Source organism: Saccharothrix saharensis (assembly GCF_006716745.1).
GTDB lineage: Bacteria > Actinomycetota > Actinomycetes > Mycobacteriales > Pseudonocardiaceae > Actinosynnema > Actinosynnema saharense.
In genome coordinates, this window is sequence record NZ_VFPP01000001.1 from 6047028 (window position 1) to 6064982 (window position 17955).

Sequence of the window (17955 nt, forward strand, 5' to 3'; positions counted from 1 at the left end):
GTCGATCGGGAGGTCCACCCGTGAAGAAGATCATCAACGATCCGGCGACCGTGGTGGTCGACGCGTTGCGCGGCATGGCGCTCGCGCACGCGGACCTGCTGGACGTCCAGTACGACCCCGCGGTGGTGGTGCGGGCGGACGCGCCGGTGCCGCGGAAGGTCGCCGTGATCTCGGGTGGTGGGTCGGGGCACGAGCCGCTGCACGGCGGGTTCGTCGGGCGGGGGATGCTCGACGCGGCCTGTCCCGGTGCCGTGTTCACGTCACCCACACCCGATCAGGTGGCAGCGGCGGTGGCGCGGACCGATGGCGGGGCGGGCGCGTTGTTGATCGTGAAGAATTACACGGGTGACGTGCTGAACTTCGAGACCGCGGGTGAACTGGCGGACGGTGTGGACGTGCGGACCGTCGTGATCGACGACGACGTCGCGGTGAAGGACTCGCTCTACACGGCGGGGCGGCGCGGTGTCGGCGGCACGGTGCTGCTGGAGAAGATCGTCGGGGCGGCGGCCGAACGCGGTGTCGACCTGGACGGGTGCGAGGCGTTGGCGCGGCGGGTGGTGTCGCGGGTGAGGTCGATGGGGTTGGCGTTGACCGCCTGCACGGTCCCGCACGCGGGGGAGCCGTCGTTCACGTTGGCGGACGACGAGATGGAACTGGGGATCGGCATCCACGGCGAGCCGGGGCGGCGGCGGGTGGCGGTCGGGTCGGCCGACGAGATGGTGCGGTCCCTGCTCGACCCCGTGCTGGAGGACCTGCCGTTCGGCGAGGGCGATCGGGTGCTGCTGTTCACCAACTCGATGGGCGGGACGCCGTTGATCGAGCTGTACTTGGCGCACGGGATCGCGGAACGGCTGTTGGCGGAACGGGGGATCGTCGTCGAACGGCGGTTGGTGGGGCCGTACATCACGAGTCTGGAGATGCAGGGCATGAGCCTGACGGTGCTGAAGCTGGACGACGAGATGGTCGAGCTGTGGGACGCGCCCGTGCACACCCCGGCGCTGCGGTGGGGCGTCTGATGGCGTGCACGGCGGAGGCGGTCGCGGAGGCGGTGCGCGCGGTGGCGGCGGTCGTGGTCGAGCACCGCGAGGAGCTGATCCGGCTCGACCGGGAGATCGGCGACGGCGACCACGGCGAGAACCTGGCGCGCGGCTTCACGGCGTTGGTGTCCAAGTTGGACGAAGTGCCGTCCTCGCCGGGCGGGGTGTTGCGGTTGGCGGCCACGACGTTGATCTCGACGGTGGGTGGTGCGGCCGGCCCGCTGTTCGGGACGGCGTTCCTGCGCGCGGCGACATCGGTGGGTGACGTCGCCTCGGTGGACGGCGCGGCGGTCGCGGCGGCGTTGCGCGCCGCGTTGGACGGGGTCGTGGCGCGGGGGAAGGCGTCGTTGGGGGACAAGACGATGGTGGACGCGCTCACGCCGGCGGTGGCGGCCGCGGAGTCCGTGGCGGCTGGTGGTGGTGGGGTGGCGGAAGTCCTCGGGGCGGCGGCGGACGCGGCCGAGATGGGTGCCGACTCGACCGTGCCCATGGTGGCGCGGAAGGGACGTGCGTCGTACCTGGGTGAGCGCAGCGCGGGGCACCTCGACCCGGGTGCGCGGTCGACGGCGTTGGTGCTGCGGGCGTTGGCGGGGAGGGCGCGGTGATCGGCCTCGTGGTGGTGTCGCACAGCAGGCGGTTGGCCGAGGGGGTCGCCGAGGTGGCCGGGCAGATGGCGCCGTCGGTGCGGATCGTGCCGTCCGGCGGTGACGGGTCGGGCGGGTTGGGCACGGACTACGTGGCCGTGGGCGAGGCGATCACGCGGGCCGATTCCGGGTCGGGCGTGGTCGTCCTGTTCGACCTCGGCAGCGCGAAGATGGTGGCGGACATGGCCGCGGAGGAGGCCGAGGGGTCCGTCGTGGTGGTGGACGCGCCGTTGGTGGAGGGCGCGGTGGCGGCGGCCGTCCGGGCGCAGGGCGGTGCCGGGCTGGCGGAGGTGGCGGCGGCTGCCACCGGGGTCGTGTCGCCGGTGTCGGTGGTCGACGGGGACGCGGTGCGGGCCGAGGTGGAGCTGACGAACTCGGCGGGGCTGCACGCCCGGCCGGCGGCGTTGGTGGCGCGGGCGCTGGACCCGTTGGACGCGTCGGTGGTCGTGCGGTTCGGCGGCGAGTCGGCGGACGCCAAGAGCGTGCTGGCGTTGATGGGCCTGGGCGCGCCCGGCGGTGCGCGGGTCGAGGTGGTGGCGTCGGGCGCCGACGCGGCGGAGGCCGTGCGGCGCGTGGAGGAGCTGGCCGCGCGTCGGTTCGGCGACTGAGCCTGGAACGATCACTTGCTCGATACCGATGGTGAAGCTCACGCGTACGAGGCGTGACGGTCGTGGGATAGTCGCGGTCAAGTTACCGTCCGGTAGCCACTCCGTTGAGTGGGAGGTACACAGTGACGCGGCAGTTCAACACGGTCGGCATCGTCGGTCTCGGCACGATGGGCGCCGGTATCGCCGAAGTCCTCGCCAGGACCGGCATCACTGTGGTGGCGGTGGACGTGGACGAAGCGGGCCTGGCCCGCGGCCGCGGTCACCTGGACCACTCCACGGACCGCGCGGTGGCGGGCGGCAAGTTGTCGGCGGCCGAGCGTGACGCCACGTTGGGCCGCATCTCCTACGCCACGTCGCTGGACGCGTTGGCCGGGGTGGACCTGGTCGTCGAGGCGGTGCCGGAGCGGATCGAGCTGAAGGCGGCCGTGTTCGCCGAGCTGGACCGGATCTGCGGGCCCGACACGGTGTTCGCGTCGAACACGTCGTCGTTGTCGATCACCGAGATCGGTGTCCACACCGGACGGCCCGGCAAGGTCGTCGGGTTGCACTTCTTCAACCCGGCGCCGGTGCTGAAGCTGGTCGAGGTGATCCGCACGGTCGTCACCGAGCCGGACGTGGTGACCGACGTGGTCGCGTTCGCCGAGGGGCTGGGCAAGACGCCGGTCGTGATCGGCGACCGGGCCGGGTTCATCGCGAACGCACTGCTGTTCGGGTACCTCAACCACGCGGTGCGGATGTACGAGTCCCGTTACGCGACAAGGGAAGACCTCGACGCGGCCATGCGGTACGGGTGCGGCTACCCGATGGGGCCGTTGGCCGTGCTGGACCTCATCGGGCTGGACACGGCCTACGAGATCCTGGACACGATGTACCACCAGTCCCGCAACCGGCTGCACGCGCCGGCGCCGCTGTTGAAGCAGATGATCACGGCCGGGTTGCTGGGCCGCAAGAGCGGGCGCGGCTTCTACACCTACGACGGGCCGGACTCGCCGGTCGTCGTGCCGGACGTGCTGACCCCGGTCGCCGCCGCGGAGGGCGACGTCGCGCGCGAGGTCCAGCGGGTCGGCGTGATCGGCACCGGGACCATGGCCACGGGCATCGTGGAGGTGTTCGCCAAGCGCGGCTACGACGTGGTGCTGCGGGCGCGGTCGGAGGACAAGGCCGCCGCGGCCGTCGGCAAGGTGCGCAGGTCGCTGGAGAAGGCCGTCTCGCGGGGCAAGCTGTCGGCGGAGGACCGGGACGCCACGCTGGCCCGCGTCACGCCGGTGGTCGACTTCGCGGACCTGGCCGACTGCGACCTCGTGGTCGAGGCGGTCGCCGAGGAGCTGCCGATCAAGAAGGCGGTGTTCCAGGCGCTGGACGAGGTGTGCAAGCCGGGCGCGGTGCTCGCGACCACCACGTCCTCGCTGCCGGTCATCGAGTGCGCCGCCGCGACCGCGCGGCCCGGCGACGTCGTCGGCCTGCACTTCTTCAACCCCGCGCAGGTGATGAAGCTGGTCGAGGTCGTGGAGACCATCTCGACGTCCGCCGACGTCGTGGCCACCGCGCGCCGGGTGTGCCTGGACCTGGGCAAGGTGCCGGTGCACTGCGGCGACCGGGCCGGGTTCATCGTCAACGCGCTGCTGTTCCCGTACCTCAACGACGCGGTGAAGATGCTGGAGGCGCACTACGCGTCGGCCGACGACATCGACAACGCGATGAAGGTCGGCTGCTCGTTGCCGATGGGGCCGTTCGAGCTGCTGGACGTGGTGGGGCTGGACGTGTCGCTGGCCATCGAGCGGACCCTGTACCTGGAGTTCCGCGAAGCCGGTTTCGCTCCCGCGCCGCTGCTGGAGCACCTCGTGAAGGCCGGGCGGCTGGGTCGCAAGACCGGCAAGGGGTTCCGCGACTACGAGGTCTGAGGGGCCCGTTGCCCGGGCTGATGACGTGGCGGTTGTCGGCGTTTGGCATCGTGGTCACCATGCGGCGTGTGGTGATCTCGCTCCTGGTGGCGGCGTTCGGTCTGACGAGCGCCTGCGCGTACACGGTCAACGGCACCCCGGTGGCGGAGCAGGTGCTCGACGTCGACCCGCCGTTCACGTCGGCCAAGCCCACCCCGACGGGGTCCGCGGACCCGTCCGACGAGCCCACCGGCGACGTCGAGGACATCTGCGCGTTGATGGGGTGGAAGGACCTGCCCTACGACGTGCCGGACAAGAGCGCCAAGCCGACGGAGACCGGCTACGACGACGCGTTCGACCAGTCGTGCAAGTGGCAGACCTCCGTCGGCTCGCTCGACGTCGGCGTGACGCTGCGGTTCCGCGAGGGGCGCGCGATCACGCTGGAGCAGAGCAACGGCGAGTTCGACCTCGGCGACCGGAAGGTCACCTACTTCGACCGGACCACGGACACGTCCGTGCAGCCGTCGTGCGTGCTGGTGATGGACTACGCCGGGGGCGGGCTCGGGATCATCGTGATCGACGGGTCCGCCCGGTACGGCGCCATCTGCGACCAGGGCAAGAAGGTCGCCGAGGTGCTGCTGGCGAAGGAGCCCAACGGCTGAGCGCGGGGTGGGTCAGCTGCAGCACCCGCCGCCGCAGCACCCGCCGCCACCACCTGCGGGCGCGTCGGCTTTGCCGCTCAGCCCGGCCATGGAGAGCAGCTTCACGGTGTCGTCGTGGCCGTTCGGGCACGGCGCGGGCGCGGAGGCTTCGTCCATCGACCGCTTCACGTCGAAGGTCGAGCCGCACGCCTTGCAGCGGAATTCGTAGGTTGGCACGTCGCTCATTGTCCCCGGCGCGGCGGGGACAGCACCAGCAAGGGCACCCCAACAGCGGACACCGCGGCGAGCAGCGTCAGCAACGGCAGGCTGTGCACCCAGCCGAGGCCGGCGGCGGCCAGGTGCGTGCCGGTGAACGTGGCCACCCACATCCGCGAACTCGGCCGCAGCCACACCGGCAGCAACGCCGACAGCGCGGTGACCAGCATCAACATCGTGGTGCCGAGCAGCACGCCCTGCCGCAGCCCTCGCGGCTGGTTGACCGGCACATCCGGCTCCACCACGACCGACCGTGCCTCGTGACCAGGCATGACGTTGGCGGTCGGCGGCTCGACCAGGAGGCCGCGCACCACCGGCATCAGCGTCACGGCCACTTCGACCGCCAGGAGAAGGGTTAATACGACCCGTTGCCACTTGCTCACCCAGTGGACCGTAAGCCATCACCCGGGGCGAGCCCGGATACCCTCGTTCCTCGTGCCACGCCGTAACCGCCCGCAACGCCCACCCGAGCCCTCACCCGTCGGTGGGCACGGCTGGGCACGGGCCGAGAGCGCCCCGGACGGCGAGTGGCTGGTGCGCACCGTGTCCGGCAACGCCACCACCAAGACCTACCGGTGCCCGGGCTGCGACCACGAGATCCGCCCCGGCACCCCGCACATCGTCGCCTGGCCCGCCGCCGACTACGGCTCCGTCGAAGACCGCCGCCACTGGCACCAGGGCTGCTGGTCGTCCCGAACCCGCCGCGGCCCCACCAGCCGCCGCTGGTGACGCTCCGTACCCGATCGCCGGCCCCGACTGCCCTCGGTTCGGCCCCGACCGTGCTCAGCCCGACGCAGGTCGCCCTGTCGCCTGTCCCGCCCTGCCGATGGTCAACCGGGAGGGTTCGGCGGGTCGTCGGTTGGTCGGTGGGACGATGTCGGGGTGGAGGGCGAGGTGCTGATCAAGGCCAACACCGTGTTGCCGGCCCGGCGCGAGGCGGTCACGTTGCGGACCGCTGACGGGCTGGCGCTGGTCGGTGAGTTGGCCCTGCCGGTCGACCGCGAGCCCTCGGCCACGCTGGTGTTGTTGCACCCGTTGCCGACGCACGGCGGGATGATGGACTCCCACCTCTACCGCAAGGCGGCTTGGCGGTTGCCCGCGTTGGCCGGTCTGGCGGTGCTGCGGTTCAACACCCGGGGCACGCGCAGTGCGGCCGGGTGCAGTGAGGGCGCGTTCGACCACGCCGTGGGCGAGCGGCTGGATGTCGCGGCGGCCCTGGCGTTCGCGGCCGAACGGGGATTGCCCTCCGTGTGGCTTGTCGGCTGGTCGTTCGGCACCGACCTCGCCCTGATGCACGGGTGCGAGCCGGTGGTCGAGGGTGCTGTGTTGATCTCACCTCCTCTGCGGTGGAGCAAGGCCGAGCACTTGCGGACGTGGGCCCGGTCGGGCAAGCCGGTGGTGTGCCTGGTGCCCGAGTTCGACACCTACCTGCCACCGGCCGAGGCCAGGCGGCGGTTCGGCGCGGACATCCCGACCGCGGACGTGGTCGACTTCCCCGGCGCCAAGCACCTCATGGTCGGGCACACCGAAGAGGTGCTGGACGCGATCGTGTCCGCGGCCGTGCCCGAGGTGCCCACGCCGTTGCCGCGCACCTGGTCCGGCCCCCACGAGCGGTATCAGGCGACCACCGTGACCTCCTGACGCCGCCAGGACGGCGCTGAACCGTCGGTGCGCGGCTCGTCCGGTTCCTGGGTGGGAGTCATATGACGAAGCTGGCGAGGGGGTCCGACAATTCCGGGTATGGAATCCGCTCCGCTCGTCCTGCTGCACGCCTTCCCGTTCGACTCCCGGATGTGGGACGGGGTGCGTGACCTGCTGAAACCGATCACGCCCGACCAGCGAGGCGGCCGGCGTTCACCCGATCTGGTGGCTGTTGCGGACGACGTGCTGCGGTTGCTCGACGAACGCGGGATCGAGCGGGCGGTGCTCGGCGGGTGCTCGATGGGCGGGTACGTGGCGATGGCCGTGCTGCGGCGTGACCCGTCCCGCGTGGCGGGGCTCGTGCTGGCCGACACGCGTGCCGGCGCGGACACCGACGAGGCGCGGGCCAACCGGCTGGCGATGGCGGCGCGGGTCGAGGCGGAAGGGCTCGGCTGGGTGCCGGACGCGGTCGTGGGCGGGCTGCTCGGGCCTGACGCGGGCGAGGCCGTGACCGGGCGGGTGCGTGAGCTGATCCTCGACCAGGACCCGGCGGAAGTGGTGTGGGCGCAGCGGGCGATGGCCGTGCGGCCGGACTCGACGGACGTGCTGGCCGCGGTGGACGTGCCGGCGTTGGTGCTGGTCGGGGCGCACGACGCGCTCACGCCGCCGACGTCGGCACGGGAGTTGGTCGCGATGCTGCGGCACGGCGAGTACGTCGAGCTGCCGGGTGTCGGACACCTGACGCCGCTGGAGGCACCGGACGCGTTCGCCGCCGCCGTTCTCGACTGGCGACGGCGCGTCGGGGTGTGACGGCGTCGTCCTGAGCGTTGAACTCAGGGGTCCTGAGCGTTCGACACTCGGGACCTGAGCGTTCGACTCTCGGGTCAGCGCTTGGTTGGTTGGGGTTTGGGGCGCGCGATCTTCTGGGTGGGGCCGTCGGGGCCCGGCTTGGAGGTGTCCGCGGGGGGAGCCGGGGTGGAGGTCGGCTTGGCGGGGCTCACGCCCGAGCCCGTGCCGGAGGTCGGAGCGGCGGCCGGGGTCGGGGCCGGGGTGGGGGCGGCGGCCGGGGTGGGGGCGGGGCGTTCCTCGTCCAGGGGGTCCAGCAGAGGGGTGACGTCGTGCAGGGCGGAGCTCACGGCGTGCAGTTGCTGGGACAGGCGGTTGCGGAGTTGGCGCAGGGCGTCCACCTTCTGGGTGGCCTGGGTGACGCGGCGGTTCGCTTCTTCCGTCGCCTCCCGGACCCGGCGGTTCGCCTCGTCGGTCGCCTCCTGCACGCGCGCGGTGGCCTCGCTGATCGAGTCGTGCCGACGGCGGTTGGCCTCCTCCGTCGCCTCGCGCACCAGGCGCTGCGCCTCGGCGCTCGACGCGGCCTGCTCCTGCGCGATCTGGGCGCGCACCCGCGCGGCTTCCTCGGTCGCCTCCCGCACCCGGCGCTCGGCCTCGGCCTTCGACGACGCCTCCTGCTCGGCCAGCGTCTTCATCGACTCGACCCGCCGGGCCGCCATCGCGATCTCGAAGTCCTCCTCGACCGTGGTCCGGCGCTGCAGCGACTCCTCGTCCAACCGGGTCGCCTCGGCCCGCGCCTCGCCCACGATCCGGTCGGCCTCGGCCCGTGCCGTCTCCAGCACGCCCCGGTGCTCGGCCTCCATGTCGGCGCGCCGCTGGTCGAGCTCGGCGATCAGCTTCTCGTACCGGGTGCGCAGCACCCCCGCGTCGGCCTCGGCCTTGGCGCGGATGTGCCCGCCCTCGGCCTCGGCCCGCGCCTTGATCTCGTTGGCCTCGTCCTGCGCGAGCCGCAGCATCCGCTGCAACCGCTCGCTCAGCCCCTCCAGCGTGGTCGGCGGCAGCGACAGCCGCTCCACCTGGCCGCGCAGCTCCGCGATCTCCGACCGGGCCGCCTCGAGCTGCCGGGCCAGGTCGTTGGTCTGCGACACCGCCGCGTCCCGGTCGGCCGCGAGCAGGCGCAGGTCGGAGTCGAGGCGTTCCAGGTGGTCCTCGACCTGGGCGCGGTCGTACCCGCGCTTGACGATGTCGAAGCCGGATCCCAGGGGGACGAGGTCACGGTCGTCGGCGAGGCCCATGCCGCTCACGCTACCCGCTCCCGATGTGCGGCGGTCACCCGAGCGCCGCACATCGGGGGTGATTTCGCTTTAGACGCCCCGGAAACGGTTGATCGCGTCCAGGTGGGCGGCCCGCAGCTCGTGGTCGCGCACGCCCAGGCCCGCCTCCGGCGCCAGCGTCAGCACGCCGACCTTGCCCTGGTGGGCGTTGCGGTGCACGTCGTGCGCGGCCTGCCCGGTCTCCTCCATGGAGTACACCTTGGACAGTGTCGGGTGGATCTTCCCCTTGGCGACCAACCGGTTGGCCTCCCAGGCCTCCCGGTAGTTCGCGAAGTGCGAGCCGACGATCCGCTTCAGGTGCATCCACAGGTAGCGGTTGTCGTACTGGTGCATGTACCCGCTGGTGGACGCGCACGTCACGATCGTGCCGCCCTTGCGCGCCACGTACACCGACGCGCCGAACGTCTCCCGGCCCGGGTGCTCGAACACGATGTCCGGGTCGTCGCCGCCGGTCAGCTCACGGATCTTCGCGCCGAGCCGCTTCCACTCGCCGACGTCCTGCTCGTGCTCGTCCTTCCAGAACCTGAAGCCCTCGGCACTGCGGTCGATGATCAGCTCCGCGCCCATGCGCCGGCAGATCTCGGCCTTCTCCGGGGACGACACCACGCACACCGGGGTGGCGCCGCCGTTGAGCGCGAACTGGGTCGCGTAGGAGCCGAGGCCGCCGGACGCGCCCCAGATCAGCACGGTGTCGCCCTGCTTCAGGTTCGCGCCGTTGGTCGACACGAGCTGCCGGTAGGCGGTGGAGTTCACCAGGCCGGGTGACGCCGCTTCCTCCCACGTCAGGTGGGCGGGCATCGGCATCAGCTGGTTGGCCTTGACCAGGGCGATCTCGGCGAGGCCGCCGTAGTTGGTCTCGAAGCCCCAGATGCGCTGCTCGGGGTCGAGCATGGTGTCGCTGTGCCCGTCCGGGTGCTCCAGCTGCACGTCGAGGCAGTGCGCCACGACCCGGTCGCCGGGCTTCCAGGTGTTCACGCCGGGGCCGGTGCGCAGCACCACGCCCGCCAGGTCGGAGCCCACCACGTGGAACGGCTGGTCGTGCCGGCCGCCGTACTTCTTGAGGAACGCGAACGTGGGCAGCGGCTCGAAGATCGAGGTCCACACCGTGTTGTAGTTGATGGCGCTGGCCATCACGGCGACCAGCGCCTCACCCGGGGCGAGCTCGGGCGTGGCGATCTCGTCGACGTGCAGTGACTTGCGCGGGTCCTTGTCCTTGGTGGCCAAGCCCTCGAACATCTTGACCTCGTCGGCGTGCACGGTCACGCCCCGGTAGCTCTCCGGTACGTCCAGCGATCCGATCGCGTCCAGTTCGTCCGCGAGGATCGCGTCGAGGATCTTCTGCACGGCGTTCCCTCCCAATGGGGGCTTCGGGATGGTCGATGTGGCGGGCTCTAGAGGTCCACGCAGGTTGCCGGAGGTTACCCACGGGTAACCGATTCAGAACGCGAGCTGTGAGCCACTGCACTGGCTTTTCCCCCGATCGGTCCTTCTTGACCGGGCGGCCAACCAAGCGGACCATCGGAGGTGTCCGATCGAGGAGGACGGAGGTACGGGTCATGACGAAGGCGTGGACCAGGTGGCAGGACTGGGCCGAGGTCGTCATCGGCGTCCTGGTGCTGCTGTCGCCCCTGGTGGTGGAGACGACCACCGGGGCCATGTGGACGATGATCGTGCTCGGCGCACTGATCGCCATCGACGGCCTCGCGTCGCTCGCGATGCCCGGGATGGTCTACGGCGAGTGGTTCCAGATGGTCCTGGGCGCACTGCTGTTCATCTCGCCGTGGGTGATGGGCTACAGCGACCTCGCGGGCGCGGCGTGGATCTCGTGGATCGGCGGCGTGCTGACGGTCGCCGCGGGCGCCATGGCGCTCCCGCTGGCCAATGCCGCCCACGGCCACCGGATCGCCGGCACCGCCTGAGAGCGACGACAACCGGGCCCACGGCAGCCGCCGTGGGCCCGACCGGAGGGGCAACGCAGTGGTTGAGGACTCGTCGGCCCGGGAGCGGATCCTGCGAGCGGCCGAGGAGTTGTTCGCCGAGTCGGGTTTCGACGCGACGCCGACCTCGCGCATCGCCGAACGGGCCGAGGTGCCCAAGGGGCTCGTGCACTACTACTTCCGCCGCAAGGCCGACCTGCTGGCGGCCCTCGTGCAGCGGCTGCCGGACGGCACCGTCGACGCGCACCGCGTCGTGGTCGTCGGCGACATCGCGGAGAGCCTGCGCCGGCTCGTCGCCGCGCTGGACGCCCGGCTCGACGCGTCACCCCTGCTCAGCCACCTGCTGTGGCGCGAGGCCGACACGCACAAGGCGGTCCGCGACGCGCTGCACGAGCGCTACCGGTCGGTGGCTCGGCAGATCCGCAACGTCATCCTGGCCGCGGGCGGGGCGGCGGTGGCCGCGAAGGACGTCGACAGCGCGTCCGCGCTGCTCGCGCTCGCGGTCAGCTACCGGCACTCGGTGGCCAGGCACGCGCCGGACGACGATCGGATGGACCTGGAGTTGTCGTTCGTGGCCGCCGCCCTGGAACGGCCTTGACGCGAGTTCGCGCGCAGAAATGCGGTCCCGCTTTCGCAGAATTGCGGTGTGGTGAGCCATCGGTGGCCAGTCATTGGACCTGCCGCGTGAATCGGCGTCAGCGTCGCTTCGATCCATTCACCGATCGTGGTACGACGAAACGCAGTCGATTCGACGCGGACATCGCGCGGCGCGGGGAGAGGTCACGGGCATGGTGAAAATCCAAGGCCGCCTTGCTGCGGTCACCTACCGGCACGATCCACAGCAACCGCAATTCACGTACGTGTTCGGCCGCTCCTACCCGGACGGCAAGGTGTACGCGCTCCGGCGGATCGAGCAGAGCTGGGCGTGGATCCCGGTGGGCGCGCCCACCGCCACCAAGATCGCGCACAAGGTCTCCGCCATCGCCTACCCGGACGGGCCGGTCCACCGCGTCCGCCTCTTCGCCACCGCGGCGGACGGCCACCTCTACCGGGCACACCAGACCGGGTCGTCCTGGTCGTGGGTGGACATGGGACAACCTGCCGGGGTCGGGCTCGCCACGGGCTCACCGGCGGCCGTCACCTACGTGGACGCCGACGCCGGCAGGCAGATCTACGTCTTCGTGCGCGGGAAGAACGGCCACCTCTACGCCGCCCGCCACGACGGCTACGAGTGGAGCTGGGATGCCCTGGGCCGACCCCCGGGCATGGTGGTGAAGTCGGTCGCAGGTCCGCCGGCCGCCGTCGCCTTCCAGGACGGCGCGAACGCGGCCGGCGTCTACGCCTTCGTGAGGCTCGACGACAACACGCTCGGGCTCTACCGCTACCTCGACGGCGTGGGCCGCTGGGCCGGCGTGCAGCCCGGCGCGCCGGCGGCCGGGCCGCTCGCCGACCCGATGGCCGACGTGGACGAGTACGGTCACCTCAGCGCCCTCACCTACAAGGAGGGCGCCGACCCCCAGCGCGTCTACTGCTTCGCCGTGATCGACGCGCAGGTCGGGGATCCGGTGCACGCCTATTTCGGCACGCCGCAAACCGACGACGGGACGCCGATGCACTGGAGTTCGGCGCTCGACGGAACCGATACCATCGCCGCCTCACGCCTGGGTGATTGCGTCACCTACAAAGACGGCAACAACCCGCAGATGCTCTTCGTGCACTTCTCCAGCCACCCGCAGGGCGACTTGGGCGCCTCCGCGCCGCACCTGCTGTGGTGGAACGGGTTCGAGTGGGACCTGGCCGGCCAGAACGTGGTGTTCCCGGACACCCCGCCGACGGCGATCACGTACAAGAACGTCAACGGGACCCGGGCCGTGGAGGCGTTCGTCGCCTCCAAGTCCACCGTGTGGTGGGGTCACCAGACCGCCGCCGGGTTCGTCTGGGACGACCTGGGCTCGCCCTGATCCCGGGCGGCCCTAGTGGCCGGCGGCGGGCTCCACGAGTTCCACGAGCACGCCGCCCGCGTCCTTGGGGTGCACGAAGTTGACCCGGCTGTCGGACGTGCCGCGCCGCGCCGCCTCGTACAGCAGCCGCAGGCCCTTGGCGCGCAGCGCGTCCGCCGCCGCGTCCACATCGGACACCCGGTAGGCCAGCTGCTGCAGCCCCGGCCCGGACCGGCCGATGAACTTCGCGATGGTGGACTCCGGCGTCAACGGCGCGAGCAGCTGCACGGCGGTGCCCGTGCCGTCGTCGCCCGGCGCGCGCAGCATCGCCTCGCGGACGCCCTGCTCCTCGTTGACCTCCTCGTGCGCGACCTCCAGGCCGAAGTGCTCGCGGTGGAACGCGATCGCGGCGTCGAGGTCCGGCACGGCGATGCCGACGTGGTCGATGGCGGTGACGAGACCGCGGAGTTCTTCCATGGGCACGGAGGCTAGTGGCCGAATCGGTGCAGGTCCGCCTGTGCGACGCCTCACAGGGCTACTCCGTGGTAACCCTGGGTATCGTGGCGTGTTAACAACCGCTTACACCCGCTGTGGAGGCTGCTGTGTCCGGTTCCGTCATCGTCGCCGGGGCCCGTACCCCGATGGGGCGACTGCTCGGATCGTTGAAGGACTTCTCCGGCGCCCAGCTCGGCGGCGTCGCGATCTCCGCGGCCCTGGAGCGGGCCGGTGTCGCGCCCGAGCAGGTGCAGTACGTGATCATGGGCCAGGTGCTCACCGCGGGCGCGGGCCAGATCCCGGCGCGCCAGGCGGCGGTGAACGCGGGCATCCCCATGACCGTGCCCGCGCTGACCATCAACAAGGTGTGCCTGTCCGGCATCGACGCCATCGCGCTGGCCGACCAGCTCATCCGCGCCGGCGAGTTCGACATCGTGGTGGCGGGCGGCCAGGAGTCCATGACCCAGGCGCCCCACCTGCTGCAGAAGTCCCGCGGCGGCTTCAAGTTCGGCGACGTCACGATGCTCGACCACATGTCGCACGACGGCCTGTTCTGCGCGTTCGACCAGGTCGCGATGGGCATGTCCACGGAGAAGTTCAACTCCCGGCACGGCCTGACCCGCGAGGAGCAGGACGAGTTCTCCGCCCGGTCGCACCAGCGGGCCGCCAAGGCCGCCGGCAACGGCGTCTTCGCCGAGGAGATCGCCCCGGTGTCGATCCCGCAGCGCAAGGGCGACCCGGTCCTGTTCGCCGAGGACGAGGGCGTGCGCGGCGACACCACCGCCGAGGCGCTGGCCAAGCTGCGCCCCGCGTTCGCGCCCGACGGCACCATCACCGCCGGCTCGGCGTCGCAGATCTCCGACGGCGCGGCGGCCGTGGTCGTGATGAGCAAGGCCAAGGCCGAGGAGCTGGGCCTGACCTGGCTGGCCGAGATCGGCGCGCACGGCGTCGTCGCCGGGCCGGACGCCGGCCTGCACCAGCAGCCCTCGAACGCGATCAGGGCCGCGTGCGCCAAGGAGGGCATCGACCCGTCCGACCTGGACCTGGTCGAGATCAACGAGGCGTTCGCCGCGGTCGGCATCGTCTCCATGCGCGAGCTCGGCCTGTCCGAGGACAAGGTCAACGTCAACGGCGGCGCCATCGCGCTGGGCCACCCGATTGGCATGTCGGGTGCCCGCATCGCGCTGCACCTGGCGCTGGAGCTCAAGCGCCGCGGTGGCGGCGTGGGCGCGGCCGCGCTGTGCGGCGGTGGTGGTCAGGGCGACGCCCTGATCGTCCGCGTGCCTAAGGTCTAGCGGTGTGACCCGCACCGTTGACGTAGCCGAGCTGGTCGACCGCGCGCGCGAGGGACAACCGCGCGCGGTCGCCCGGCTGATCTCGCTGGTGGAGGACGCCGGCCCGCAGCTGCGCGAGGTGGCGGGCGCACTGGCCCCGTTCTGCGGGAACGCGCAGGTCATCGGCTTGACCGGCGCGCCGGGGGTGGGCAAGTCCACGTCCACGTCCGCCCTGGTCACGGCCTACCGCAGGCGTGGCAAGCGGGTCGGGGTGCTGGCCGTGGACCCGTCGTCGCCGTTCTCCGGCGGCGCGCTGCTCGGCGACCGGGTGCGGATGGGCGAGCACGCCACCGACCCCGGCGTGTTCATCCGGTCCATGGCCACCCGCGGCCACCTGGGAGGGCTGTCCTGGGCGACGCCGCAGGCGCTGCGCGTGCTCGACGCGGCGGGCTGCGACGTCGTGCTGGTCGAGACGGTCGGCGTGGGCCAGTCCGAGGTCGAGGTCGTGTCGCTGGCCGACACCACGGTCGTGCTGCTCGCGCCCGGCATGGGCGACGGCATCCAGGCCGCCAAGGCGGGCATCCTGGAGATCGCCGACGTGTTCGTGGTCAACAAAGCCGACCGGGACGGCGCCGACCGGACCGCCCGTGACCTCAAGCACGTGATCTCCCTCGGCCGCCGCGAGCGCGAGGGCGCGTCGTGGCGGCCGCCCGTGGTGAAGACCGTCGCGTCACGCGCCGAAGGGCTGGACGACGTCGTGGACGCGATCGACGAACACCGCGCGTGGCTCGTCGGACGCGGTGAGCTGGACCGACGTCGCGCGACCAGGGCCGCGGGCGAGATCGAGGCCATCGCGCTGGAGCGGCTGCGTTCCCGGATCGGCGGCTTGCGCGGCGCGTCCGCGCTCGAAACCCTGGCCAAACGGGTCGTGGCGGGTGAGCTGGACCCCTACGCTGCGGCTGATCGACTGGTCGAGGGGGTGGGGGTATGACGACGCCGGTGGTGGTGGACATCGGCACCAGGGACACCCGCCGGGTGGTCATCGGCGGGACGGTGGCCGGTGTGCTCGGCGTGGTGGCGCTCGTGGGCGCGGTCGGCGCGTACGCCGACGGCGAGGGGGTGGGCGGCACGATCGCGCTGGTCATCGGGCTCGCGTTCACCGGCATCGCGCTGGGCGCGGTGCTGAACCGGAAGAGGATCTCGCGGCCGCGCAAGCTCGTGTTCGAGGCACCCGGCGTGCGGTGGGACGACCCCGCCGGCGCGCCGTGGGCGGTGGCGTGGCACGAGCTGGGCGCGGTGCGCATCTCGCGGACGCGGGAACGGGTCGTGCACCCGGCCGACGCGGTGCTGCGCAAGACCATGGTCCGGTTGGACCTGCTGCCCGCCGACGGGCACGGGTTCCGGTCGCGGCACGCCGACATGGCGCACCTGGCCCGCGAGGACGGCGCCTACCGGCTCCCGCTGGGTGACGCGGCGGCGCTGGTCCCGGTGGTCGAGCGGGCGGTGCTGGGCTTCGCCCCGCACCTGTACCGGGGTGTCCAGGACGAGGGCTTCACGGTGGGGTTGTCGTGAACGAGATCGAGATTCCCTTCGGCAACCGGACCGAGCGGGGCGCGGGGCTGGCGGTCCAGCTCGGTTTCACCGCGCTCGGCGTGCTGCTGATGTTCCTGGCCTACGGCGACGGGCACCTGGCGGCGATGTTCGTCGGACCGCTGGTCGCCCTCGGTGGCCTGATCGGCGGCGGTGTCTGGCGGCGCAAGTCCCGGCCGCGCCGGCTCGTGGTCGAGCCGCAGGGCCTGCGCTGGGCGGAGAAGAACGGCTCGTGGGCGGTGCCCTGGTACGAGCTGGCCGCGGTGGCGCTGTCCTACGACGACAAGCCGAAGCCGTCGCTGTGGCTGCACCTCACGCCGCACGAGCCGCGGACGTTCCTCGCCACCTACCGCAGCGTCCCGATGACCGCGTTCGGCCACCGAATCCAGCTGCCCGACGACATCGGCGGCGAGATGCTGGACCTGGCGCTGCAGCGGCACGCCCGGCAGGTCTACCGCGGGTTCGTGCCGCACTTCGACGGCGGGCCGGGCGCGTTCCGGTGACCGGCTATGACCGCGCGGCCAGGTGCGCCTCGTGCTGGGACACCGCCTTGCGCCACAACGGGTCGCGGTCGTTTTCGGCGACGACCAGCCCGTAGACGTCGGCCAGGGCGGTGAACCAGTCGGCCCGGTCGTCCAGCAGGGTCCTGGTGGTCGCGTCCTCGACGCGGGTGAGGGTCAGCGCCCGCAGCACGTCCCAGCCGCGCCCGTCGACCCGCAGCGCGCTGAACGTGCGCACGAACCCCGACGAGGGTGACGTGGACAGGTGCACGTGCCGGTCGGCGAAGTGGTCCATGCCGACCGCGTCCGGCGCGAAGTGCATGGCGAAGAAGCTGCCGCGCGGGTCGTGCCGGAGCTGCCACGCCCCCGGCGCGGCCGCGGAGGGCGCGAGTTCGAACGTGAACGGGCCCTGGTGGTGGACGCCCGCACGCAGCGGCAACGGCGAGTGCAGGCCGTCACCCAGGCCGACGTCGACCAACCAGGTGTCGTCGGAGTCGGGCAGGTCGTGCACGGTGAGTGCGAGGTGGTTGCGGGTGATGGCCGGCTCGACGTCCCCGGACGTCTGCACGCCGCCCGGGTGCCGGGTCACGCGGTAGCCGAGCGCCCGCAGCAGCTCGCCGAACGCCGCGTTGAGGTGGAAGCAGTACCCGCCGCCGCCCGCGAGCACCCTGGCCACCGAGTCGAGCGGGTCGATCGAGGTCAACCGGCCCAGCTGGACCTCGACGGTCTCGTACGGCACCCGTTCGACGAACGCCCGGTGCAGCCGGGTCAGCGCGGCCACCCCGGGTGGTTCGGCGTCGGCCACGCCCAGGCGGCGCAGGAACACGGGCACGTCGAGCGGACGCATCGGAAAATCCCCCATCCGGGTGGTAGGTCGAAGCCGGGACTTCCGACTCTAGGCAACGACGATCACAGAGCCGAACGTTATTCCGGCGACTGGGGGACGACGAAGAGGTGCGATGTACGACTCCGCTGGGCTTCAGGTCCTGTCCCGCGAGGAATGCCTGAAGCTGCTCGGCAAGGCCGCCATCGGCCGCCTGGTCTACACCGACAAGGCGCTGCCCGTGGTGCACCCGGTGGTGTTCGCGCTCGACGGCGAGTGCGTCGTGCTGCGCGTGCCGGACGGCAGCGCCACGCTCGTCGCCCGCGACACGATCGTGGCGTTCCAGATCGACGACATCGCACCCGACCTGTCCCGCGGCTGGTCGGTGATGGCCGTCGGGCACGTCACCGAGGTCGAGGAGCGCGAGCGGCTGGCCGAGCTGCACCGGCTGCCGCTGGCCTCGCGCGGGTACGGCGGCGGCGACCACTTCCTGGTGGTCGACCTGGAGCTGCTGTCCGGTCGTCGCATCCCCTAGGCGGACGCGTTAAC

22 protein-coding genes are annotated in these 17955 nt (G+C 71.9%); 16 read left to right on the forward strand and 6 right to left on the reverse strand.

The window, feature by feature from the left end; translation table 11 throughout:
• The first annotated feature begins 20 nt into the window (after window positions 1-20).
• The 5 genes from dhaK to FHX81_RS27295 all read left to right on the forward strand — a co-directional run bounded on the left by dhaK (window position 21) and on the right by FHX81_RS27295 (window position 4831).
• Window positions 21-1016: a dihydroxyacetone kinase subunit DhaK gene (gene dhaK / locus FHX81_RS27275; RefSeq protein ID WP_141980898.1), complete on the forward strand. Its 996-nt coding sequence runs from the start codon at window positions 21-23 to the stop codon at window positions 1014-1016.
• Window positions 1016-1642 carry a dihydroxyacetone kinase subunit DhaL gene (gene dhaL, locus FHX81_RS27280; RefSeq protein ID WP_141980899.1) on the forward strand — a complete coding sequence of 209 codons (627 nt, stop codon included), beginning with the start codon at window positions 1016-1018 and terminating at the stop codon, window positions 1640-1642. The genes dhaK and dhaL overlap by 1 nt, the downstream gene beginning before the upstream one ends.
• The gene (dhaM, locus tag FHX81_RS27285; RefSeq protein WP_141980900.1) at window positions 1639-2289 is read left to right on the forward strand and encodes a dihydroxyacetone kinase phosphoryl donor subunit DhaM; all 651 of its coding nucleotides are present in this window, start codon (window positions 1639-1641) and stop codon (window positions 2287-2289) included. The genes dhaL and dhaM overlap by 4 nt, the downstream gene beginning before the upstream one ends.
• 122 nt (window positions 2290-2411) lie before the next feature.
• On the forward strand, window positions 2412-4190 hold the full coding sequence (locus tag FHX81_RS27290; protein WP_141980901.1) for a 3-hydroxyacyl-CoA dehydrogenase family protein: 1779 nt from the start codon (window positions 2412-2414) through the stop codon (window positions 4188-4190).
• A gap of 59 nt (window positions 4191-4249) precedes the next feature.
• Window positions 4250-4831, forward strand: coding sequence for a DUF3558 family protein (locus FHX81_RS27295; protein ID WP_141980902.1), 582 nt, complete (start codon window positions 4250-4252; stop codon window positions 4829-4831).
• A gap of 12 nt (window positions 4832-4843) precedes the next feature.
• Here FHX81_RS27295 and FHX81_RS27300 read toward each other — a convergent pair whose 3' ends face one another.
• Both FHX81_RS27300 and FHX81_RS27305 read right to left on the reverse strand, forming a co-directional pair.
• Window positions 4844-5047 (reverse strand): FmdB family zinc ribbon protein, encoded by a 204-nt coding sequence (locus FHX81_RS27300; RefSeq protein ID WP_063797900.1) that lies wholly within the window; start codon window positions 5045-5047, stop codon window positions 4844-4846.
• A 5-nt stretch (window positions 5048-5052) separates the two neighbouring features.
• Entirely contained in the window at window positions 5053-5469 is a 417-nt protein-coding gene (locus FHX81_RS27305) for a hypothetical protein (RefSeq protein WP_141980903.1), read from the reverse strand.
• 52 nt (window positions 5470-5521) lie between these two features.
• Here FHX81_RS27305 and FHX81_RS27310 point away from each other — a divergent pair, with 52 nt between their 5' ends.
• From FHX81_RS27310 to FHX81_RS27320, 3 genes are all read left to right on the forward strand, one after another.
• Entirely contained in the window at window positions 5522-5815 is a 294-nt protein-coding gene (locus FHX81_RS27310) for a hypothetical protein (RefSeq protein ID WP_141980904.1), read from the forward strand.
• 153 nt (window positions 5816-5968) lie between these two features.
• A complete protein-coding gene (locus FHX81_RS27315) occupies window positions 5969-6727 on the forward strand; it encodes an alpha/beta hydrolase (protein ID WP_246107991.1) in 759 nt (252 codons plus the stop codon).
• A gap of 99 nt (window positions 6728-6826) precedes the next feature.
• A complete protein-coding gene (locus tag FHX81_RS27320) occupies window positions 6827-7537 on the forward strand; it encodes an alpha/beta fold hydrolase (protein WP_141980905.1) in 711 nt (236 codons plus the stop codon).
• A 74-nt stretch (window positions 7538-7611) separates the two neighbouring features.
• Here the strand turns inward: FHX81_RS27320 and FHX81_RS27325 are convergent, their stop codons facing one another.
• Complete coding sequence (locus FHX81_RS27325) at window positions 7612-8808, reverse strand: coiled-coil domain-containing protein (RefSeq protein WP_141980906.1); 1197 nt, start codon at window positions 8806-8808, stop codon at window positions 7612-7614.
• A gap of 69 nt (window positions 8809-8877) precedes the next feature.
• On the reverse strand, window positions 8878-10191 hold the full coding sequence (ccrA, locus tag FHX81_RS27330; RefSeq protein WP_141980907.1) for a crotonyl-CoA carboxylase/reductase: 1314 nt from the start codon (window positions 10189-10191) through the stop codon (window positions 8878-8880).
• Between the two features lie 212 nt (window positions 10192-10403).
• Here ccrA and FHX81_RS27335 point away from each other — a divergent pair, with 212 nt between their 5' ends.
• From FHX81_RS27335 to FHX81_RS27345, 3 genes are all read left to right on the forward strand, one after another.
• Window positions 10404-10766 carry an SPW repeat protein gene (locus FHX81_RS27335; protein ID WP_141980908.1) on the forward strand — a complete coding sequence of 121 codons (363 nt, stop codon included), beginning with the start codon at window positions 10404-10406 and terminating at the stop codon, window positions 10764-10766.
• Between the two features lie 58 nt (window positions 10767-10824).
• Window positions 10825-11382, forward strand: a complete 558-nt coding sequence (locus FHX81_RS27340; RefSeq protein ID WP_141980909.1) for a TetR/AcrR family transcriptional regulator — start codon at window positions 10825-10827, stop codon at window positions 11380-11382.
• A gap of 190 nt (window positions 11383-11572) precedes the next feature.
• A complete protein-coding gene (locus tag FHX81_RS27345; RefSeq protein ID WP_141980910.1) occupies window positions 11573-12745 on the forward strand; it encodes a PLL family lectin in 1173 nt (390 codons plus the stop codon).
• Between the two features lie 12 nt (window positions 12746-12757).
• Here FHX81_RS27345 and mce read toward each other — a convergent pair whose 3' ends face one another.
• The gene (gene mce, locus FHX81_RS27350) at window positions 12758-13201 is read right to left on the reverse strand and encodes a methylmalonyl-CoA epimerase (RefSeq protein WP_141980911.1); all 444 of its coding nucleotides are present in this window, start codon (window positions 13199-13201) and stop codon (window positions 12758-12760) included.
• Window positions 13202-13326: 125 nt separating this feature from the next.
• Between mce and FHX81_RS27355 the strand changes: the two genes are divergently transcribed.
• The 4 genes from FHX81_RS27355 to FHX81_RS27370 are packed head-to-tail and all read left to right on the forward strand — an operon-like array spanning window position 13327 to window position 16586.
• Entirely contained in the window at window positions 13327-14514 is a 1188-nt protein-coding gene (locus FHX81_RS27355; protein ID WP_141980912.1) for an acetyl-CoA C-acetyltransferase, read from the forward strand.
• Between the two features lie 4 nt (window positions 14515-14518).
• Entirely contained in the window at window positions 14519-15484 is a 966-nt protein-coding gene (gene meaB / locus FHX81_RS27360; RefSeq protein ID WP_141980913.1) for a methylmalonyl Co-A mutase-associated GTPase MeaB, read from the forward strand.
• Window positions 15481-16065 (forward strand): hypothetical protein, encoded by a 585-nt coding sequence (locus FHX81_RS27365; protein ID WP_141980914.1) that lies wholly within the window; start codon window positions 15481-15483, stop codon window positions 16063-16065. Before meaB ends, FHX81_RS27365 begins: the two co-directional genes overlap by 4 nt.
• Window positions 16062-16586: a hypothetical protein gene (locus FHX81_RS27370; RefSeq protein ID WP_141980915.1), complete on the forward strand. Its 525-nt coding sequence runs from the start codon at window positions 16062-16064 to the stop codon at window positions 16584-16586. Before FHX81_RS27365 ends, FHX81_RS27370 begins: the two co-directional genes overlap by 4 nt.
• Window positions 16587-16590: 4 nt before the next feature.
• Here the strand turns inward: FHX81_RS27370 and FHX81_RS27375 are convergent, their stop codons facing one another.
• Window positions 16591-17430, reverse strand: coding sequence for an arylamine N-acetyltransferase family protein (locus FHX81_RS27375; protein ID WP_246107992.1), 840 nt, complete (start codon window positions 17428-17430; stop codon window positions 16591-16593).
• Between the two features lie 112 nt (window positions 17431-17542).
• Between FHX81_RS27375 and FHX81_RS27380 the strand changes: the two genes are divergently transcribed.
• Entirely contained in the window at window positions 17543-17941 is a 399-nt protein-coding gene (locus tag FHX81_RS27380; protein ID WP_141980917.1) for a pyridoxamine 5'-phosphate oxidase family protein, read from the forward strand.
• Window positions 17942-17955: the final 14 nt, after the last annotated feature.